The sequence below is a fragment of the Bradyrhizobium sp. USDA 4501 genome, assembly GCF_054062115.1.
The window spans coordinates 8104040-8122001 of the sequence record NZ_JBSSEX010000001.1; the positions used below are offsets into that span (position 1 = coordinate 8104040).

Here is a 17962-nt window from a genome sequence, read left to right on the forward strand (position 1 = left end):
GGCGCGTTTTCGAGCGAAGCGGGCACCGGTTCGCGTGAAGAAAACGCGACAGACAAGTGAGTTCTCTTGCCATCCTTTCACCACGATGGCATCCACCATCGTCGTCAATGCGAACCTGCCCAGGACTTGTCGTGATCCATCGCCGCCATGCGCTCGGTCTGCTTGCTGCCGCTACGATCCTGCCATCGCGCAGCTTCGCCAATGTGTCCTACCAGCGCAGCGAGTTTCGCGAGGAGCTGCAAAAGCGGTTCTTCGAGCTCGGCACCGAGGGCACCTTCGTCGGCTACAAGGTCGAGGACTATCTGATCATCGCCAGCGACAAGGTCCGCTCGGGCGAGGGCAGGCTGCCGGCCTCGACCTTCAAGATCCCGAACGCGCTGATCGCGCTCGAGACGGGGGTGGTGCAGGACCCCGACAAGGACGTCTTCAAGTGGGACGGCACAACCCGCAGCATCGAGGCCTGGAACAAGGATCACACGCTGCGCTCCGCGCTCGCGGTGTCGGCCTTTCCGGTGTTCCAGGAGATCGCCCGCCGCATCGGCGAGGAGCGGATGAAGAAATATCTCGAGATCATCGACTACGGCAACCGCGACATCGGCGGCGGCATCGACCAGTTCTGGGTGACCGGCAATTTGCGGATCGATCCGGTGCAGCAGATCGATTTCCTCGACCGGCTGCGCCGCGGCGTGCTGCCGGTCGACAAGCGCAGCCAGCAGCTGGTGCGCGACATTCTCCCGGTGACGAAAGTCGGCGACGCCGTCATTCGCGCCAAGACCGGCCTCACCGACAAGGAGCACGGCTCGCTCGGCTGGCTGGTCGGCTGGGCCGAGAAGGGCAACGACATCACGGTGTTCGCGATGAACATGGACTGCAAGACGCAGGCGCAGACCGATGCGCGGATGAGCGTCACGCAGCAATGCCTCACCGATATCGTCGCGCTGTGATGACCTGATCTGCGTGTTCATCGCTGGCTGGCGCTACGTAGCTCGACTAGCATCCTCCGATAAAATCAAGCGGAGGAATCATGCATTCAGCAACAGTCTGGCTCTCGTCGCTCACGCTGGCCGCGGCCGGCGGCTGGCTCGCGGCGACGGTGTTCTCGGTGCCGGCCACCAGCAAGGAGCCGCGCTTCCCGCAGCTCACGATGGAGCAGCTCAGCGACCTGCAAAAACCGCTCGGCGAGCAGATCATGAAGGTGTCGAGCGTCGGCATCGGCGGTCCCTACAATCCGATGATCCGGAGCCCGGTGCTCGGCCAGCGGCTCTACGATCTGTTCTATTATCTGCGCTGGCAGACCTCGGTGCCGACACGGCTGAACGAGTTCGCGATCCTGATCATCGGCCGGCAGTGGCGCTCGCAGGTCGAGTGGTTCGCGCACGCGCCGCTCGCCGCCAAGGCCGGCCTGCCACCCGACGTCATCGCGGAGCTCAAGGCCGGCAACCGGCCGTCGAAGATGGCCGACGACGAGGCGGTCGTGTACGACTTCGTTACCGAGCTGACCACGACCAAGAAGGTCTCCGACGAGACCTATGCGCGGGCCAAGAAGATTTTCAACGATCAGCAGATCGTCGACCTCACCGCGGTCGCCGGCAATTACGTGATGGTGGCGATGATCCTGGCGATGGCGGAGGAGACCGTGCCGCCTGGCAAGGAGGAGCCGTTCAAGGTTGGTGAGAAGTAGGGGCGGCGCGGACTCCGTTCACCTCGCCCCGCGTGCGGGGAGAGGTCGGAACGCATCGCAGATGCGTTCCGGGTGAGGGGACTCTCCTCAGGCACAGCTATCACCGTGCAAGAGGAAGCAGCCCCTCACCCCAACCCTCTCCCCGTAAGAACGGGAGAGGGAGTAGGGCGCCGTCGCTATTGGCGCCCGATCGCTCGCTGCAAGGTCGGCATCAGCTTCGGGTCGCGGCATTGCGCGACGTTGAAGCGCATGAAGGCGGCGGCGGTCTGCGAGGCGCTGAACACGTTGCCGGGCGCCAGCACGACATTGTCCGTTAGCGCCAGCCGCGCCACGTCGGCGGAGTCGCACCCGTCGGGCAGATGGCACCACAGATAGAAGCCGCCGCGCGGCATCAGCCAGGGTGTGACGCCGATGCGCTGCAGTTTGTCGCCGACGTCGCGGCGGGCGCGGGCAAGGCGCCGGCGCAGCTCCTCGACATGCTTGCGATAGAAACCGCTCGACAGCACGCTGGCGATGATCTCGGTGGCGACCGCGCTCGGGCCGCCGAAACCGGTCGCGACCTGGAGATCGACGAGATCCTCGATCCAGTCCGCCCGCGCGGCGATGAAGCCGCAGCGCACCGATGCCGACAGCGTCTTGGAGAAGCTGCCGATCCGGATCACGCGGCTCAGGCCATCGAGCGCGGCGAGCCGCGCCGAAGGCTCCGGCTCGAAGTCCGCAAAGATGTCGTCCTCGACGATGGTGAGATCATGGGCGGTGGCGGCATTCAGCACGCGGTGCGCGGTCTGCGGCGACAGCGTCGCACCGGTCGGATTATGCAGCGCCGAGTTGGTGACATAGAGCCGCGGCCGCTCGGCGGCCAGTGTCGCCTCGAAGCTTGCGACATCGGGGCCCGATGCCGTGTAGGGCACGCTGACGATGCGAACCTGATGCGCGCGCAGCAGCGCCCGGAAATTGAAATAGCAGGGATCGTCGACCAGCACAGTGTCGCCCGGCCGCAGCAGGAAGCGGCAGACGAGGTCGATCGCCTGCGTGCCGGACGCGGTCAGCAAGAGCTGCTCGGGTGGCACCTCGAGGCCCTCGTCGGCAAACCGCGCCATCAGGATCCGACGCAGCGTGAGCGAGCCGCGTGTCGCGCCATAGTCGGAGAGCACGGCGTCGTCGGCCCGCGCGAGGCCGCGCAGCGCGCGCCGCAGCGCCTCGGTCGGCATCCACTCGGCGGGCAGCCAGCCGCAGCCGGGTTTGAGCGCGCCGGTCTCGGCATCAAGCGATTGCCGCGACACCCAGAACGGATCCACCGCGCGGTCGCGTTGCGGCTGGTCCTTGGCGAGCGCGAGCGGCGGCAGGGCCGTGGACGAGACATAGAAGCCGGAGCTGGGCCGGGCCCGGATCAGGCCCTCGGCCACCAGCCGGTCATAGGCCTCGACGACGGTGGAGGGCGAGACGCCCATGGTCGCGGCCAGGCCGCGGATCGAGGGCAGGCGGTCGTCGGCGACCAGCGCGCGGCTCGCCACCTTGGCGCGGATCGCGTTCATCACGTCGGTGGTCCGCGTCGCCTTTGGCGCATCGGATTGCTGTTGCAAGTGTATGCCTACCTTTGCCCATACAGTTTGACGATATTGTACTGATCTGTAGCTGCCTTGGCGAGCCGTCGCTGGCTATGGTCGGTGCGACATCGGACTCGGCATCACCTCGCCCCGCCTGCGGGGAGAGGTCGGAACGCATCACCAGATGCGTTCCGGGTGAGGGGGGAGTCTCCACGGGTTCGGGCGTTACCGAGTATGCGGGGCGGCCCCTCACCCCAACCCTCTAAGAGCGAGCTTCGCTCGTCTCGGCCCCGCAAGAGCGGGGCGAGGGGGCGCAGTTACGTTTTGGGAAGCAAAGTATGATGGACAAGGCTTCGATCGACGGCTGGGGCAGCGGCCTGCTCGGCGTGATTATCTTCAGCGGCTCGCTGCCGGCGACCCGCGTCGCCGTGGCAGGGTTCTCGCCGCTGTTCTTGACTTCGGCGCGGGCGGCGATCGCGGCGCTGCTCGGCGCCGCGCTGCTTGCGGCGCTGCGGCAGGCCTGGCCGCAGCGCAAGGATCTGGTGTCGCTGACCATCGTCGCACTCGGCGTCGTGATCGGCTTTCCGCTGCTCACCGCGCTCGCGCTCCAGCACATCACCTCGGCGCATTCGATCGTGTTCATCGGGCTGCTGCCGCTGTCGACCGCCGTGTTCGGCGTGCTGCGCGGCGGCGAGCGGCCGCAGCCGCTGTTCTGGCTGTTCTCCTGCATCGGCAGCGCGACGGTCGGCGCGTTCGCCTTGTCGAGCGACGGATCGGCGTCGCTGACCGGCGACCTCCTGATGGTCGCCGCCATCATCGTCTGCGGCCTCGGCTATGCCGAGGGCGCGGCGCTGTCGCGGCGGCTCGGCGGCTGGCAGGTGATCTCCTGGGCGCTGGTGCTCTCAGTGCCCGTGGTGCTCGTGATGACGATCATGACGCTGCCGCCGAGCTGGCAGGGCATCGGCGCGCCGGCCTGGCTCGGGCTCGCTTATGTCTCGATCTTCAGCATGCTGGTCGGTTTCGTGTTCTGGTATCGCGGCCTTGCGATCGGCGGCATCGCCAGCGTCGGCCAATTGCAGCTGCTGCAACCGTTCTTCGGCCTCGCGCTAGCCGGCCTGTTGCTGCACGAGCAGGTGCCGTGGTCGATGATCGTGGCGACCATGCTCGTCGTCGTCTGCGTGGTGTTCGCGCGCCGCTTTGCTTGACGTCTGTCTCTCCTCACGGTGAGGAGCGCGGAACGCGCGTCTCGAACCATGAGGCCACAGGCGGGCCTGCATCCTTCGAGACGCCAGCAATCGACGCGCACGCTGTCAATTTGACCGGCCGTGCGTGGCGTCAGGAAGCGGGCGCTAGAGCGGTTTCCAGTTGAGGTGAATCGGAACAGTCAAAGGGGATTCCCACGGGCACGCAAATCAGATTCGGTGTTGCCCGCGACAACATGCGGGGCATGCGATGGCGAAGGGATACTCCAAGGACCTCAGGGTGCGTGCGGTTGAGCTTGTTGAGTCCGGCGAAAGCGCACGTGAGGCTGCGCGCATTCTCAATCTCGGCGCTTCGACTACGATCCGATGGATGGATCGTTGGAGGAAGACCGGAAACGTTGAGGCCAAGCCCGGCACCGGGCACAGCCGCTCGCCGTTGGAGCAGCACAAGCAGTGGCTGGTCGAGCTGATCGCCGCGGAGCCGGACCTGACGCTCGAGGAGATCCGCGCGCGTCTGCGCTCTCAGAGAAAGCAAAAGGCCGGCATCGGTTCGATCTGGCGTTTCTTCGACCGTCACAGCATCACCTTCAAAAAAAACACTGCACGCCGCCGAGCAGGATCGACCTGACGTCGCTGCCGAGCGTGCCGCGCTGAAAGCCGAGCAGCCCAAGCTGCGTGCACCGCGCCTCATCTTTATCGACGAGACTGCGGTCACGACGAAGATGGTCCGGCACTATGGGCGCTCTCCTCGCGGTGAGCGCCTCGTCTCTGGCGTGCCCCATGGTCACTGGAAGACGCTGACGCTTGTCGCCGCGCTGCGCATCGATGGCCTCACGGCGCCCTATGTCATCGACGGTGCAATGGATGGGCCCTCGTTCCTGGCTTATGTCGAGCAAGTCCTGGCGCCGACCTTGCGCAAGGGCGACATCGTCTTCATGGACAACTTGCGCACTCACAAGATCGCCGGTGTCCGCGAGGCGATCGAGGCTGTCGGCGCCCGCGTGCGTTATCTGCCGGCCTACTCGCCCGACCTCAATCCAATCGAACAGGCCTTCTCCCGGTTGAAAGCTGCGCTGCGCAAAGGCGCCACCCGCACGGTCCAAGCCCTGCTCAAACTCATCGGCAAACTCGTCAAGTCGTTTGCGCCGCAGATGTGTGCCAACTACTTTAGGCATGCTGGATACACCAGATGATCCACATCATGTGGAAAATGCTCTAGGCGGGCTCTTGCGCTTTCCCGATCCGCCCGAGATGGGTGAAGCCAAAGCCCTTGGAATATTTCAGCCCGTAGCCGAGGGCGCGGTCGATCCCGATATGGGCGAGCCAGATCATCGCGATCGACAGCACCAGCGGCGCCGCGGCGGCAAAGCCCAGCGTCATCAGCGCGACCGGCGCCAGATAGCTGTGGGCGGCGTTGTAGACGATGGCGCCGACCCGCGGGCCGGCGAGATAGGCCGCGAAACTCAAATCCGGCACCAGGAACAGCAGGACATAGACCAGCCACGAGCCCTCCCATTGGGCATAGAGCACGGTCATGCCGAGGAACAGCACGAGGCCCTCCAGCCGGAGCAGGGTGCGCACCCCGCCGGTCGGTGCGCCGGTCTCGACCGTGGCCGTGCTCGTGTCGGTCATCGCCATCTCCCCAGATATCGGAAAATCCTACCGTTTTTGCGCCCGAACCCGTCCACAACCGCCTTTCCGGTTCCGAAATGGCCGTGCTAAGCCATTTCCGAACGAAGCGGACCTCGGCTCGCGCCGGGACGCGGACTGTAGCTAACACGGGCGGAAACAAATGAAAGATATCCTCGATACCCTCGAAGAGCGGCGCGCCGGCGCCAAGCTGGGCGGCGGTGAAAAGCGCATCGAGGCGCAGCACGCCCGCGGCAAGCTGACCGCCCGCGAGCGGATCGAGCTCCTGCTGGACAAGGGCTCGTTCGAGGAATTCGACATGTTCGTCGAGCACCGCTCGATCGAATTCGGCATGGAGAAGACCAGGATCCCCGGCGACGGTGTCGTCACCGGTTGGGGCACGGTCAACGGCCGCAAGACGTTCGTCTTTGCCAAGGATTTTACGGTGTTCGGCGGCTCGCTTTCCGAAACCCACGCGCTGAAAATCACGAAACTGCAGGACATGGCGATGAAGGCGAGGGCGCCGATCATCGGCCTCTATGACGCCGGCGGCGCGCGTATCCAGGAGGGCGTCGCGGCGCTGGCGGGCTATTCCTATGTGTTCCGCCGCAACGTGCAGGCCTCGGGCGTGATCCCGCAGATCTCCGTCATCATGGGCCCCTGCGCCGGCGGCGACGTCTATTCGCCCGCGATGACCGACTTCATCTTCATGGTGAAGAACACCAGCTACATGTTCGTCACCGGCCCCGACGTGGTGAAGACCGTCACCAACGAGGTGGTGACCGCCGAGGAACTCGGCGGCGCCTCGGTGCATGCCACGCGCTCCTCGATCGCCGACGGCGCGTTCGAGAACGACGTCGACGCGCTGCTGCAGATGCGCCGCCTGATCGACTTCCTGCCCTCGAACAACAGCGACGGCGTGCCGGAATGGCCGAGCTTCGACGATATCGGGCGGGTCGACATGTCGCTGGACACGCTGATCCCCGACAATCCGAACAAGCCCTACGACATGAAGGAATTGATCCTCAAGGTCGTCGACGAGGGCGACTTCTTCGAGATCTCGGAGACCTTTGCGAAAAACATCGTCACCGGCTTCGGCCGCATCGCCGGCCGCACCGTCGGCTTCGTCGCCAACCAACCGATGGTGCTGGCGGGCGTGCTCGACAGCGACGCCTCGCGCAAAGCGGCGCGCTTCGTGCGGTTCTGCGACGCCTTCAACATCCCGATCGTCACCTTCGTCGACGTGCCGGGCTTCCTGCCGGGCACGAGCCAAGAATATGGCGGCCTGATCAAGCACGGCGCAAAGCTGCTGTTCGCCTATTCGCAGTGCACGGTGCCGCTCGTCACCATCATCACTCGCAAGGCCTATGGCGGCGCCTTCGACGTCATGGCCTCAAAGGAAATCGGCGCCGACATGAACTACGCTTGGCCGACCGCCCAGATCGCCGTGATGGGCGCCAAGGGCGCGGTGGAGATCATCTTCCGCTCTGACATCGGCGACCCCGACAAGATCGCCGCCCGCACCAAGGAATACGAAGACCGCTTCCTGTCGCCCTTCATCGCCGCCGAACGCGGCTACATCGACGACGTCATCATGCCGCATTCGACCCGCCGCCGCATCGCGCGGGCGCTGGCGATGCTGAAGGACAAGAAGGTGGAGATCCCCGCGAAGAAGCACGACAATCTGCCGTTGTGAGGAGAGCGTAGGGTGGGTTAGCGCAAAGCGTAACCCACGACCTTCGCATGCGCGTCTCCCTTTGTTGCTCTTGTTGTCGTCATTCCGGGGCGCGCGTGAGCGCGAACCCGGAATCTCGAGGTTCCAGGGGCGTACGATCCGTGGCGGGTTGCGGCTTCCGCCTTCGCTCACTGCGCTACGCGCGCGGACCCGGTCGCGTAACCGGCCCTGCGAACAGAGAGCTGAGCTCAGCCCCATTCCAACCCTTTACGCTGAAAGGGGCGGACAGTCCGTCACGGCAGGCAGGAGAAACCGGTTGAGGATGGCGTTTGAGATGGCATCGTGGTCGAAGGCGTTCACGACGACCACCAGATCGAGCCCGGGCACGATGAAAAGGCGTTGGCCACCGCTGCCGTACGCGGCGATCCAGATCAGGTCGTGACCGTTCAGCAAGGAACGGCCAAGCCACCAGTGATAACCATAGTAGACGGCCACGTGCCCTCCGGCGTTAACCCGCGGCTTGGTCGACTCGGCGATCCACGCGGCGGGCAGGACCTGTCTGCCGTTCCAGCGTCCATCATTCGCGACGAGTTGGCCAAGCTTGGCGACGTCGCGCGGCCGTAGCCGCAATCCGGCAAAGGCCGCGAGTTCGGCACTGCCGGTAAAGCTGACCACTCGACATCAGTGATGCCGAGCGGTTCGAACAGCTTGTCTCTGGCAAAAGCATCGATCCGTTGGCCGACGCTCTTGGCAAGGGCCGCAGCCAGGAGGCTGGTGGCGCCGCCGCTATAGTTGAACGATACGCCGGGCGGGAGCGCCATCCGCTGTTGCAGAACATAGCGGTAGGGATCTTTCGCTTCGAGCAGATGCCGTTCGTTGTTCGCCTGACTGTTCCAGCCGCGCGCTTCATCCCACCGTAGACCGTGCGACATGGTGAGCAGGTGCCGGAACGTGATGCGAGCGTTCCTCGTCGTACGAAGATCGGCGTATTCGGGGAAGTAGTCGATAACACGGGAATCTAGCGGCGGAAATTGTCCCTCGCTGATCGCCAAGCCGATCAGAAGTGAGGTTACGCTCTTCGAGATGGAGCGGATGTCGTGCTTCGTTTCCGCCGAAAATTGAACCGGTGCCGACCACTCCATCCACCGCCGCTCCCGGCCGGCGAAATAGCGCTCGAACACAAGCTTGCCGCGCCGCACGATGACAACGGCGTGAACTTTGCACTTGGGCCATTGTTTGAGAAACGCGTCGAGTCCGGAGAGGCTTTCGGCATCGAAGCCGACCTCGGCGGGAGCCGCAACGACCCATCCGTCGTCGAGCGTTGAACAGGCTAACATTTGATTTGAGTCCGAATCGGATGACCAAGAGCTAGCGCGCGCCTGAAGCGTAGCGATTTCTTGCGAAAATGAACACGGCGGGTTACGGCTTCCGCCTGACCCGCCCTACAGGTCCGAACCCGATGACCGAAGACCAGCCGACCGACGAGATCTCCGAGATCGAGGCGCAGATCGAGGAGCTTGCCGAGAGCGCCGAGCGCTCCCGGCGGATCATTCTCGGCTCGAAGGTCGCGATCGCAGGCGGGTTCGCGTTGCTGGCCGTCGCGTTGCTCGGGCTGCTGGGCGCCGGTCAGACTGCGGCACTCGGATCGATCGCACTGGTGCTCGGCGGTATCGTGTCGCTCGGCTCGAATGTCAGCACGTTGCGGCAGACCGAGGCAGCGATCAGCACCGCCGAGGCGCGCCGCGCGCGGCTGATCGGCAATATCGACCTGCGGCTGGTTCACGACGCGCCGCTGAAGCTGATGTGAGGCGCGGCGGGCGCGCAAAGCGGCGCCGCAAACTCAGTGTCGTGCTGACGAAAGCCAGGACTCATTATCCCAAGTCTCAATTGTTGCGCGACGCTGGGGCCGCGATCCCGTTCATCACCGAAATGCGGTGGTAATGGGTCCCGGCTTTCGCCGGGACGACAGCGGAGGGAGTTACTTCGACGCCAGCGGTACGTAGTCGTATTCGCCGACGCCTTGCAGGATCAGGAACGTCAGCGACGTCGTGCCGGCGTTGGTGACGAGGTGAGGGCGGGTCGGGCGGACGGCGTAGACTTCGCCGACCTTCAGGTTCACTTCCTCCTTGGGCTCCTGCAGGAACAGCCGCATCTGGCCCTCCAGCACGTAGAAGGTGTCCGAGATGTTGCTGTGGGTGTGCCACGGCACCTTCTGGGTCGGCGAGAGTTGCAGCTCCATGATGCGGAAGCCGGGGCGGGCGGCGTGCTGGGCGCGGCGCTCGACTTCGTAGAGATGGCTGGCGTCCTTGACCGGTTGTCCTGGCTTCATGGCGGCCTCCCTGTGGTGTTGTCCCGTCGGGCGGGAAGGCGATGATGCTAGTCCCGTTCTGCCGCGCGCGGAACGGCCGGAATGGTCATGGCGGGCGCGCACGGTGCGTAGGGCGGGGCAGCCGTAACGCGCCCGGCAAGACCTCACTTCATCCCCATGCAGTTCGCATAGAATGTGGTCGTCGCCGGCCAGTCGGAAAACATCGCGCGGACGCCGACCTGTCTTGCCAGCACGTCGAGCACGGTCAACGTGTCGCCGTCGCGGTCGATCGCCGCCTTCACCGACTTGTGGTAGAACGCACCGCCTCGGTTGAGCGGCCCGTCGCGCTCCAGCGACCAGCCGATCAGATCGAGGCCGGCGGCCTTCGCTGCCCTGGCGTAAGCCGACGGGACGATCTCGCCCTTGTCGTTCAGCGCCAGCATCGCGAAGATCGGCGGTCCCAGGATCGCGACGCCGGAGGCCTTCAATTCCTGCATCGACGGCTTCCAGGTCTCCGGCCGGTTCGGATCGAGGCCTGCTTTCTCGTAGCGGTCCTCGAGGTAGAGCGCCTGGCCGGCAAAGTCGGGTTCGGTCTTCACCCAATAGAGGATGTCCTTGAGGCTGAAGCTCTGTGGGAACACGTCGCTCGGCGGAATGCCGGCGGCCTTGTAGGCGGCGAGCATCTGGGTCGCATATGTCTCCTGGGTGTAGTCGCCGTCGAACGGCATCGCCACTTCCGGCGCCTTCAGCTCGGGCGTGAATTTTGCGCCGAGACTCCTGATCAAGGCGATGCTCTCGTCATGGCTCATCAGCGTGCCGGAATTGGCGTAGAGGTCGGTGCGCCAGCGCGGCGTGCCGCTCTGGTACTCCTCGGGCGTCCTCGCATCCGGATTGAAGCCGTCCATTTTCGCGGTGAGCCGCTTGAATTCGGCGAGCGTGATGTCGCTGGTGCAGCATTTCGCCGAGGCCTTCCTGCCGGCGGCCGGATCGGCCGGGCTGAAGGGTTGCGTGCATTTTGCGGTGAGATCCGGCACCGTCAGGATGTTGGTCGTGGTGTGCAGGTCGCATTGCGAGTGCCGGCACACCAACTGGCGGTCCCTGGTGAAGGTGACGTCGCATTCGATCACGCCGGCGCCCATCCGTGCGGCGGCGAGATAGGATTCGCGGCTATGCTCGGGAAATTGCAGCGCGGCGCCGCGATGGCCGATCGAAAAATCAGTCTTGTGGAACGGCCCGGTGCATTGGCTGAGCTGCTGCTTCAGGGGCCCGTCCTTCATCCTGTCGACCAGATAGAACGGGCGCGGCCCGAGCTGCGCCTCGCGCGGCAGCGCGATCTCCCCGGCGGCGACGGGAAGCGCGGCGCCGAGGGCGAGCAGGAACGAGAGCAGCGCGGTGCGGTGACGGGCAAGCATGGGTGATCCCCCTGATCGGGCATTGTCAGCAGGCCGACATATCACGGAGCATATGCCGGCCGCTCGTGCGAAATGAAACCATGGAGGAAAACCAATGCCCGCAGCCTATTTCGTCGTCCGCGCCACCGTCACGGACGCCGCCCGGCGTGCCGCCTTCGACGCCTGGTATTCGCGCGAGCATCTGCCGGACGCGATGAAATCGTTCGGCGCCGAACGCGCCTGGCGATGCTGGAGCCTGAGCGATCCCTCGCTGCACCAGGCGACCTATCAGTTCGCCGACGAGAAGGCGCTCGCGCGCGCGGTGAGCAGCGAGGACATGAAGCGGCTGGTCGCCGACTTCAACCGTGACTGGCCGGAGGTGACGCGCACGCGCGATCTCCTGGTGCTGGCGGAGGAGGCGACGGCGGCATGATGGCTGCGTGACGTCACGACGTCGACAACCCTCGAGTTCCATGAAACGTGAACGCGCGGTTCAGCGAGCGTTCAGCTCGCGAGGCAAAAACTCGCCGCCGCAGTTGGTCCAACTCAGCAACAAAGGGAAACGCTCATGGAACGCCGGGATTTTCTGAAGATGGCCTTCGGTGTCGCCGCCGGAGCCGCCACCTTCGCAGCGACGGCGCAGGCGGCGCCGCTCGCGCCGCTTCCCCTCAACCGGGATGCACGCGCACCAGCGGCTGGCGATGCGCATCCCGCCGTCACCACCGGTGACGAGGTCGGCCGCATGAAGCCCGAGCAAGTTCGCTGGCATCATCGCCACTGGGGTTGGCGTCACCGGTACTGGCACCGCAGGCATTGGGGCTGGCGCCGCCACCATTGGCGCCGTCATCACTGGCGCCGCTGGTGATATCGACTCCATGACGAAAAGAAAAACCCCGCGCCAGGCGGGGTTTTGTTAGTTCGGAATCTGCCGCGATCAGATCGGGCGGCAACGGCCGTAGCGCCAGACAAAGCCGTACGGGCAGGCGCGGACACGCGGCGCCACCACGACGGGGCGCTCGACCACGACCGGCGGGCGCACGACAACGGCGCCCGGCGCGACGACGACGCCGCGATTCCTGACGCAGCCGCCATAGGGGCCACGGTGCCAGCCGGGGCCGCAGCCACCGGCCGCATCAGCGGCGCTGATGCCGGCGAATGCGGTCGTCAGCAGAACTGCTGCAGCAAAAAGATACTTCATGTCTTCTCCTTTTTTATTTTGGGCCGCGCTGCGGCACCGCAACAAGCTTTCGTCTACCGATTCGCCCGGCCGGATCATTGCAGAAGGCGTGCCCGATGTCGCCGACCATAATGTTGCGGCCTGAATGCGACATGAATGTTGCAGCTCAAAGCTGCGTCAGCACGCCGCAAGCCGGCTCAGCATCAGTTCGAAATATTTCGCGGACGCGGGCAGCCGCGCGCACATGGCGAGCGTACGAAAATACATCGGAAGGCGAGGCAAGCGAGACCGGCGGTTCATCGACGCTTGCCCGAAGGCGCGCCGCTATTGGTCCGGGCCGAACAACGCAGCGAATCGCTTCTCGCCGTTACGCGAAAAATTGACCACGCGGCTGCCCGGCGCAGCGTCGCGCGCGGCCCATTTCAGTTCCGTGAAGCGGTCCATCATGGCAGCGCCCAGCGTGCCGGCGAGATGATGCCGCCGCTCGCTCCAGTCGAGGCAGGCCTTGCACACCGGCCGGCGCGGATGCGTCAGCGCATCGGCGTCGATCTGCAGCTCCTCGGCCATGAAGCGCTTGCCTTCGCCGGTGAGCTCGATCGCCTGCTTGCTCTGGCGGACCAGCTTCTGCCGCTTCATGCTGTCGAGCATCTGAACGCCGAGATCGCCGGCGAGATGGTCGTAGCAGATGCGGGCGCGGCGCAGCGCCGGATCCTTCGGCCCGGTGCGCACCCGCATATGGCCGGCGCGAGCGGCAATGCCCTGCAGGCCTTCCAGCACGTCGGCGACGTCGGGGTCGGAGAGGCGGTAGTAGCGGTGGCGGCCCTGCTTCTCGGGCTCGATCAGCCCGCCGGCCTCGAGCTTGGAGAGATGCGAGCTCGCCGTCTGCGGCGTGATGCCGGCCTCCTGCGCCAGCTCACTCGCGGTCAGCGCCCGGCCGGTCATCAGCGCGGTCAGCATGTTGCAGCGCGCGGGATCGCCGACCAGAGCGGCGATCCGGGAGATGTCGGGTCCTGCTTTCATAGTTCGATGATAGACGAAGCATCGAGGTCGGACAAGCCGCTATTGTTCACCGTGCCGTCATTGCGAGGATTGCTTCGCTGACGCTCGCAACAACGGAAACATGACCGGAGGCCATCCATGACCGTCACCGTTTTCATCCGCTACCAGCTCGATCCATTCAAGCGCGCGATGTTCGAGGAGTATTCGCGGAACTGGCTCTCGATCATCCCGCGCTGCGGCGGCGACCTCATCGGCTACTGGATGCCGCATGAGGGAACAAACAACATCGCCTTCGCGCTGATCTCGTTCGACAGCCTTGCCGCTTATGAGGCCTATCGCGCGCGGCTGCGCCAGGACAAGGAGGGCGTCGCAAACTTCAACTTCGCGGAAGAAAACCGCTTCATCCTCGCCGAGGAACGGACATTTCTCCGCAAGGTCGAGGTATAGTCGGGCCACAACAGCAATGTGCGGGAGGCACCCATGATCGCAGTGATCTTCGAAGTCTGGCCCAAGCCTGAGCAACGGGATCTCTATTTCGACCTCGCCGCCGAGCTGAAGCCGATCCTGCAGGAGATCGACGGCTTCATCTCGGTCGAGCGGTTCGAGAGCATCACCGAGAAGGGCAAGTTCGTGTCGCTGTCATTCTTTCGCGACGAGGCTGCGGTGGAAGCCTGGCGCAACACGATCGAACATCGCCGTACCCAGGCCAAGGGCCGCGCGCGGATCTTCGAGAACTACCGGCTGCGGGTGGCAAGCGTGATCCGGGATTACGGCCTGAACGAACGCGATCAGGCGCCGAAGGACAGCCGCGCGGCGCATGAGCCGCACTAGCGGGCGGATGCGTGGGTGCCTATCTCTGCGCGGCCAATGACTCCAGGGAGCGACCAATGCCACTGCCAACTGCTGACAAACGCGCCGCCTTCAAGAAGCTGCATGAGAGCGGCTGCTTCATCATTCCGAATCCGTTCGATGTCGGCAGCGCCCGCGCCTTGCAACATCTCGGCTTCAAGGCGCTGGCGTCGACCAGCGCGGGCTTTGCATGGACCATCGCCAAGGCCGACAACCGCGTCACCGTCGATGACGTCTGCGACCACCTGACCGCGCTGTGTGCGGCGGTCGATATTCCCGTCAATGCGGATTTCGAGGGCGGCTTCGCGGTCGAGCCCGACAAGGTCGCCGCCAATGTCGCGCGCGGCGTCAAGACCGGCGTCGCCGGGCTTTCGATCGAGGACTCCACCGGAGACGCCGCCAACCCGCTGTTCGAGCACAAGCTTGCGGTGGAGCGCATCAAGGCGGCGCGCAAGGCCATCGATGCCGACAACAGCGGTGTGTTGCTCACCGGCCGCTGTGAGGCATTCCTGTGGGGCAAGAAGGACATCAATCTGGTGATCGAACGGCTGCAGGCCTATTCGGAAGCAGGAGCGGACGTCCTTTATTCGCCGGGCATCGCGACCAAGGAGGAGATTTCCGCGGTTGTGAAGGCGGTGGCGCCAAAGCCGGTCAATCTGTTGATCGGCGGCGTGTCGGAGCTGACGCTGCAATCGGTCGCCGATCTCGGCGTGCGCCGGATCAGCGTCGGTGGAGCGCTTGCTCGGATGGCCTGGACCGGCGTGATGAAGGCGGCCAAGGAGATGGCCGAGAAGGGCACCTTCACGGAATTCGCCAATGGCTATCCCGGCGGCGAGCTCAACAAGATGTTCAAGTAGACTCACACGCAAAAAAGCAGCGGGCCGCCGGAGCCCGCTGCTTCATCGCTCACGATAGCGAGCGGATTACTTGTTCTTGTCGCCGGTCGAGTCGGCCGGCGCCGCCGAGCGGTCGATTTCCTGTCCAGTCGGCTTGTTGGCCGATGGAGACGCCGGCTGCGCAGGTGCCGCGCCCGTGGTCGTGCCGGGCTGGCTGTTCGGCTTCGGCGTCACGTCGCGCATGCCCGGAGGCGGCGCGGCCGGATTGGCCGGCTGCTGCTGCGCGGTCTGCGCTGACGGCGTGGTACCCGCCTCATGCACCGAGGTATTGTTCAAGCCGTAGAACAACGCACCGAGCACCACGGCCACCGCGACGGCGAACATCGCGATCTTGGTGGTGCTGGCCGGTCCCTCCTGGAGTTCCGGGTCCGGCTGCAGCTCGTTGTCCAGGCTGTTGAAGCGCGCCTGACGGCGCATTTCGTCCTCGGTCAGGTTGGCGCGATACGGATCGTCAGGTTGATGGGTCATTGCAAAGTTCCTCCGTTAGCACCTGAAAGCTAAACGCAGAAGACAATGGCTGGCGCGCGAGGATGTTCCGCGCCAATGTTGCAACCTGTTCATGCAGGAACCGCCGATTCCTCGGGTTCCAAGCTGTTTCATGAGGCCTTTTCAATGTGGACCATGCCGCCCACCGATTCGGTGCTGCACTTGCTCTCGTTCATTGCGGTTGCGGCGCAGTCGATGACGGCGGCACTGGCGGCAGGCAGGCGCAGCATGGATTGGGCCGGCGTCTGCATGCTCGGCGCGATCACCGCGCTCGGCGGCGGCACCATCCGCGACGTGCTGCTCGGACATTATCCGCTGCTCTGGGTCGCGCACCCGATCTACCTTGCGGTCGCGGCGGCGGGCGCCTTCGCCACCATCCTGCTGGCGCGGCTCGTGCACCGGCTCAACCTCGCATTCCTGGTGCTCGATGCGATCGGACTTGTGGTGTTCACCATGGCCGGTTGCGACGTGGCCTCGCAAATCGACGTCCCGCTGCCGATCGTGATCGTCGCCGGCATGATCACCGGCTGCGCCGGCGGCGTGCTGCGCGACATCCTCTGCAACGAGGTGCCGTTGTTGTTTCGCAGCGAGCTCTACGCCAGCGTCTCCGTGGTGACGGGACTGTTCTATGTGACCGGCTCCGGGCTGCAGGTGAACACCCAGCTCTGGACCGCGCTGACCTTCGCACTCGGGCTGACGTTCCGCATGCTTGCGATCCGCTACCGATGGGAGATGCCGAAATTCGTGTTCAGCGACGAGGAGCGCTGAACGGCTCTTTCGCCGTCCGCGCCTTGGCGACCTCGTCCGCGGTGACGGCCGGCGCCGCGTTGCCCCAGGCATTGCGGATGTAGGTCGCAACGTCCGCGACCTCCTGGTCGGTGAGCTTGGGATAGGCCGGCATCGAGCCGCCGTTCGGGGCGCGCGGCGTGGTCACGGTCTGTGCGCCGTCGAGGATGATGCGCAGCGTGCTTGCTGGATTGGCCGATTGCAGGTTGGCGTTGCCGGGCAGCGGCGGATAGATCCGCGGCGCGCCGGAGCCGTCGAGCTCATGGCAGGCGATGCAGGCCCCGCGGTAGATGCGTTCGCCATTGCTCATCTGCGCCGGCGAGGGCGGGGTGACCTCCGGCTCCGGCGCGCCGGCGGGCAGGCCCTTCAGATAGACCGCAATGGCGCGTACGTCGGCGTCGCTCATCTTCGAGGTCGAATTGAGCACCACCTCGGACATCAGGGGGCCGGCATGGCTGTGCACGTTGCGGCCGCTCTGCAGATATTCGGCGATGTCAGCGACGCTCCATGATTTCAGCCCGCTGCGCGCGGCGCCATCGAGCCTTGGCGCGAACATGCCTTGCACCGTGCTGCCACCGAGCGCCTGGTCACGCCTGTCGGCGCCGAAGGCGTTCTTGGGCGTGTGGCAGGCGCCGCAATGGGCGAGGGCCTCGACGAGATAGCGTCCGCGATTCCATTCCGTACCCTTGCCCTGGTCCGGCTGGATGATGCCCGGCGTGAAGAACAGTGCGTTCCAGGCCCGCATCAGCACGCGGTAGTTCAACGGCCAGCGCAGCTCCGGCGGCGGCGCCTTGTCGTTGACCGGCGCCAGCGTCGCGAGATAGGCACGGATCGCCAGGATGTCGTCGCGGATCAGCTTCGTGAAATAGGGGTAGGGGAAGGCGGGATAATAATGCGCGCCGCTCGGCGCGACGCCGATCCGCAGCGCGCGCAGGAAATCGTCGTCGCTCCAGCCGCCGATGCCGGTATCGCGGTCGGGGGTGAGGTTCGGCGAGAACACCGCACCGAACGGCGTGTCGATCCGCTTCCCCCCGGCAAAAGGCTTTGCCGGATCGGCCGTGTGGCAGCTGGCGCAGTCGCCGGCGATCGTGAGCGCCTTGCCGCGGGCGATGACGTCGTCGGTCGGCGCGGCGGCACATTCGCGGGTCGCCAGCGCACCGCACAACAGCGCTGCGACCAGAATCGCACCCGTCGTTCGAAATCGTCGCCGCATCCGATCACCTTCCGGTCCACAAGACGCGTCACGCCATTTCGCCACGGGCCTGTCCTGCGACAGAAACCGAAACGGCCCTGCAATATTCCCGGCACGAAATTGCGATTTTTGAGCGACGGGCCT

General features: G+C 65.2%; 23 protein-coding genes. 13 read left to right on the forward strand and 10 right to left on the reverse strand.

Going from position 1 to position 17962, the window contains the following annotated elements; translation table 11 throughout:
- The first annotated feature begins 131 nt into the window (after nucleotides 1–131).
- A complete protein-coding gene (gene blaOXA / locus ACVWZM_RS37570; protein WP_456855852.1) occupies nucleotides 132–944 on the forward strand; it encodes a class D beta-lactamase in 813 nt (270 codons plus the stop codon).
- A gap of 80 nt (nucleotides 945–1024) precedes the next feature.
- On the forward strand, nucleotides 1025–1681 hold the full coding sequence (locus tag ACVWZM_RS37575; protein ID WP_028335490.1) for a carboxymuconolactone decarboxylase family protein: 657 nt from the start codon (nucleotides 1025–1027) through the stop codon (nucleotides 1679–1681).
- 176 nt (nucleotides 1682–1857) lie between these two features.
- Here ACVWZM_RS37575 and ACVWZM_RS37580 read toward each other — a convergent pair whose 3' ends face one another.
- Nucleotides 1858–3216 (reverse strand): aminotransferase-like domain-containing protein, encoded by a 1359-nt coding sequence (locus tag ACVWZM_RS37580; RefSeq protein WP_456856835.1) that lies wholly within the window; start codon nucleotides 3214–3216, stop codon nucleotides 1858–1860.
- Between the two features lie 353 nt (nucleotides 3217–3569).
- Between ACVWZM_RS37580 and ACVWZM_RS37585 the strand changes: the two genes are divergently transcribed.
- Entirely contained in the window at nucleotides 3570–4433 is an 864-nt protein-coding gene (locus tag ACVWZM_RS37585; RefSeq protein ID WP_456856837.1) for a DMT family transporter, read from the forward strand.
- A 247-nt stretch (nucleotides 4434–4680) separates the two neighbouring features.
- Nucleotides 4681–5623 (forward strand): IS630 family transposase gene (locus tag ACVWZM_RS37590; protein WP_456854999.1). Its coding sequence is split into 2 segments (ribosomal slippage): nucleotides 4681–5019 and nucleotides 5021–5623, totalling 942 coding nucleotides; the frame shifts between segments, so codons are not numbered across the junction.
- A gap of 22 nt (nucleotides 5624–5645) precedes the next feature.
- On the opposite strand, the gene ACVWZM_RS37595 is transcribed toward ACVWZM_RS37590, so the two are convergent.
- Nucleotides 5646–6062 (reverse strand): DUF4260 domain-containing protein, encoded by a 417-nt coding sequence (locus ACVWZM_RS37595; protein WP_028335494.1) that lies wholly within the window; start codon nucleotides 6060–6062, stop codon nucleotides 5646–5648.
- Nucleotides 6063–6222: 160 nt separating this feature from the next.
- Between ACVWZM_RS37595 and ACVWZM_RS37600 the strand changes: the two genes are divergently transcribed.
- Nucleotides 6223–7755, forward strand: coding sequence for an acyl-CoA carboxylase subunit beta (locus ACVWZM_RS37600; protein WP_092090150.1), 1533 nt, complete (start codon nucleotides 6223–6225; stop codon nucleotides 7753–7755).
- Nucleotides 7756–8001: 246 nt separating this feature from the next.
- Here ACVWZM_RS37600 and ACVWZM_RS37605 read toward each other — a convergent pair whose 3' ends face one another.
- A complete protein-coding gene (locus ACVWZM_RS37605) occupies nucleotides 8002–8229 on the reverse strand; it encodes a hypothetical protein (protein WP_456855853.1) in 228 nt (75 codons plus the stop codon).
- Nucleotides 8181–9071, reverse strand: coding sequence for a serine hydrolase domain-containing protein (locus ACVWZM_RS37610; protein ID WP_456855854.1), 891 nt, complete (start codon nucleotides 9069–9071; stop codon nucleotides 8181–8183). The genes ACVWZM_RS37605 and ACVWZM_RS37610 overlap by 49 nt, the downstream gene beginning before the upstream one ends.
- A 122-nt stretch (nucleotides 9072–9193) precedes the next feature.
- Between ACVWZM_RS37610 and ACVWZM_RS37615 the strand changes: the two genes are divergently transcribed.
- On the forward strand, nucleotides 9194–9541 hold the full coding sequence (locus ACVWZM_RS37615; RefSeq protein WP_225646218.1) for a hypothetical protein: 348 nt from the start codon (nucleotides 9194–9196) through the stop codon (nucleotides 9539–9541).
- Between the two features lie 171 nt (nucleotides 9542–9712).
- On the opposite strand, the gene ACVWZM_RS37620 is transcribed toward ACVWZM_RS37615, so the two are convergent.
- Together ACVWZM_RS37620 and ACVWZM_RS37625 are read right to left on the reverse strand one after the other, a co-directional pair.
- Nucleotides 9713–10063, reverse strand: coding sequence for a cupin domain-containing protein (locus ACVWZM_RS37620; protein WP_018272103.1), 351 nt, complete (start codon nucleotides 10061–10063; stop codon nucleotides 9713–9715).
- Between the two features lie 143 nt (nucleotides 10064–10206).
- Nucleotides 10207–11454, reverse strand: a complete 1248-nt coding sequence (locus ACVWZM_RS37625) for a glycerophosphodiester phosphodiesterase family protein (RefSeq protein ID WP_456855855.1) — start codon at nucleotides 11452–11454, stop codon at nucleotides 10207–10209.
- A gap of 94 nt (nucleotides 11455–11548) precedes the next feature.
- Here ACVWZM_RS37625 and ACVWZM_RS37630 point away from each other — a divergent pair, with 94 nt between their 5' ends.
- Together ACVWZM_RS37630 and ACVWZM_RS37635 are read left to right on the forward strand one after the other, a co-directional pair.
- Nucleotides 11549–11866 (forward strand): hypothetical protein, encoded by a 318-nt coding sequence (locus tag ACVWZM_RS37630; RefSeq protein WP_456855856.1) that lies wholly within the window; start codon nucleotides 11549–11551, stop codon nucleotides 11864–11866.
- 135 nt (nucleotides 11867–12001) lie between these two features.
- Nucleotides 12002–12298: a twin-arginine translocation signal domain-containing protein gene (locus tag ACVWZM_RS37635; RefSeq protein ID WP_456855857.1), complete on the forward strand. Its 297-nt coding sequence runs from the start codon at nucleotides 12002–12004 to the stop codon at nucleotides 12296–12298.
- Nucleotides 12299–12367: 69 nt separating this feature from the next.
- Here ACVWZM_RS37635 and ACVWZM_RS37640 read toward each other — a convergent pair whose 3' ends face one another.
- Entirely contained in the window at nucleotides 12368–12631 is a 264-nt protein-coding gene (locus ACVWZM_RS37640; protein ID WP_076831326.1) for a GCG_CRPN prefix-to-repeats domain-containing protein, read from the reverse strand.
- Between ACVWZM_RS37640 and ACVWZM_RS37645 the strand changes: the two genes are divergently transcribed.
- Nucleotides 12630–12755 (forward strand): hypothetical protein, encoded by a 126-nt coding sequence (locus tag ACVWZM_RS37645; protein WP_256520351.1) that lies wholly within the window; start codon nucleotides 12630–12632, stop codon nucleotides 12753–12755. The genes ACVWZM_RS37640 and ACVWZM_RS37645 overlap by 2 nt on opposite strands.
- 179 nt (nucleotides 12756–12934) lie before the next feature.
- Here ACVWZM_RS37645 and ACVWZM_RS37650 read toward each other — a convergent pair whose 3' ends face one another.
- The gene (locus ACVWZM_RS37650) at nucleotides 12935–13630 is read right to left on the reverse strand and encodes an ArsR/SmtB family transcription factor (protein WP_026192884.1); all 696 of its coding nucleotides are present in this window, start codon (nucleotides 13628–13630) and stop codon (nucleotides 12935–12937) included.
- Nucleotides 13631–13747: 117 nt separating this feature from the next.
- Between ACVWZM_RS37650 and ACVWZM_RS37655 the strand changes: the two genes are divergently transcribed.
- From ACVWZM_RS37655 to ACVWZM_RS37665, 3 genes are read left to right on the forward strand one after another with little or no spacing between them, the layout of a single operon-like run.
- Complete coding sequence (locus ACVWZM_RS37655) at nucleotides 13748–14056, forward strand: NIPSNAP family protein (RefSeq protein ID WP_050384507.1); 309 nt, start codon at nucleotides 13748–13750, stop codon at nucleotides 14054–14056.
- Nucleotides 14057–14089: 33 nt separating this feature from the next.
- Nucleotides 14090–14440: an antibiotic biosynthesis monooxygenase family protein gene (locus ACVWZM_RS37660; protein ID WP_028338223.1), complete on the forward strand. Its 351-nt coding sequence runs from the start codon at nucleotides 14090–14092 to the stop codon at nucleotides 14438–14440.
- Nucleotides 14441–14496: 56 nt separating this feature from the next.
- Nucleotides 14497–15315: an isocitrate lyase/PEP mutase family protein gene (locus ACVWZM_RS37665; RefSeq protein WP_456855858.1), complete on the forward strand. Its 819-nt coding sequence runs from the start codon at nucleotides 14497–14499 to the stop codon at nucleotides 15313–15315.
- Between the two features lie 66 nt (nucleotides 15316–15381).
- On the opposite strand, the gene ACVWZM_RS37670 is transcribed toward ACVWZM_RS37665, so the two are convergent.
- The gene (locus ACVWZM_RS37670; RefSeq protein ID WP_456855859.1) at nucleotides 15382–15822 is read right to left on the reverse strand and encodes a hypothetical protein; all 441 of its coding nucleotides are present in this window, start codon (nucleotides 15820–15822) and stop codon (nucleotides 15382–15384) included.
- A gap of 144 nt (nucleotides 15823–15966) precedes the next feature.
- On the opposite strand from ACVWZM_RS37670, the gene ACVWZM_RS37675 reads away from it, so the two are divergent.
- Nucleotides 15967–16608: a trimeric intracellular cation channel family protein gene (locus tag ACVWZM_RS37675; protein WP_168858105.1), complete on the forward strand. Its 642-nt coding sequence runs from the start codon at nucleotides 15967–15969 to the stop codon at nucleotides 16606–16608.
- On the opposite strand, the gene ACVWZM_RS37680 is transcribed toward ACVWZM_RS37675, so the two are convergent.
- Complete coding sequence (locus ACVWZM_RS37680; protein ID WP_456855860.1) at nucleotides 16589–17839, reverse strand: c-type cytochrome; 1251 nt, start codon at nucleotides 17837–17839, stop codon at nucleotides 16589–16591. The two genes, ACVWZM_RS37675 and ACVWZM_RS37680, sit on opposite strands and share 20 nt — an antisense overlap.
- Nucleotides 17840–17962 lie beyond the last annotated feature (123 nt).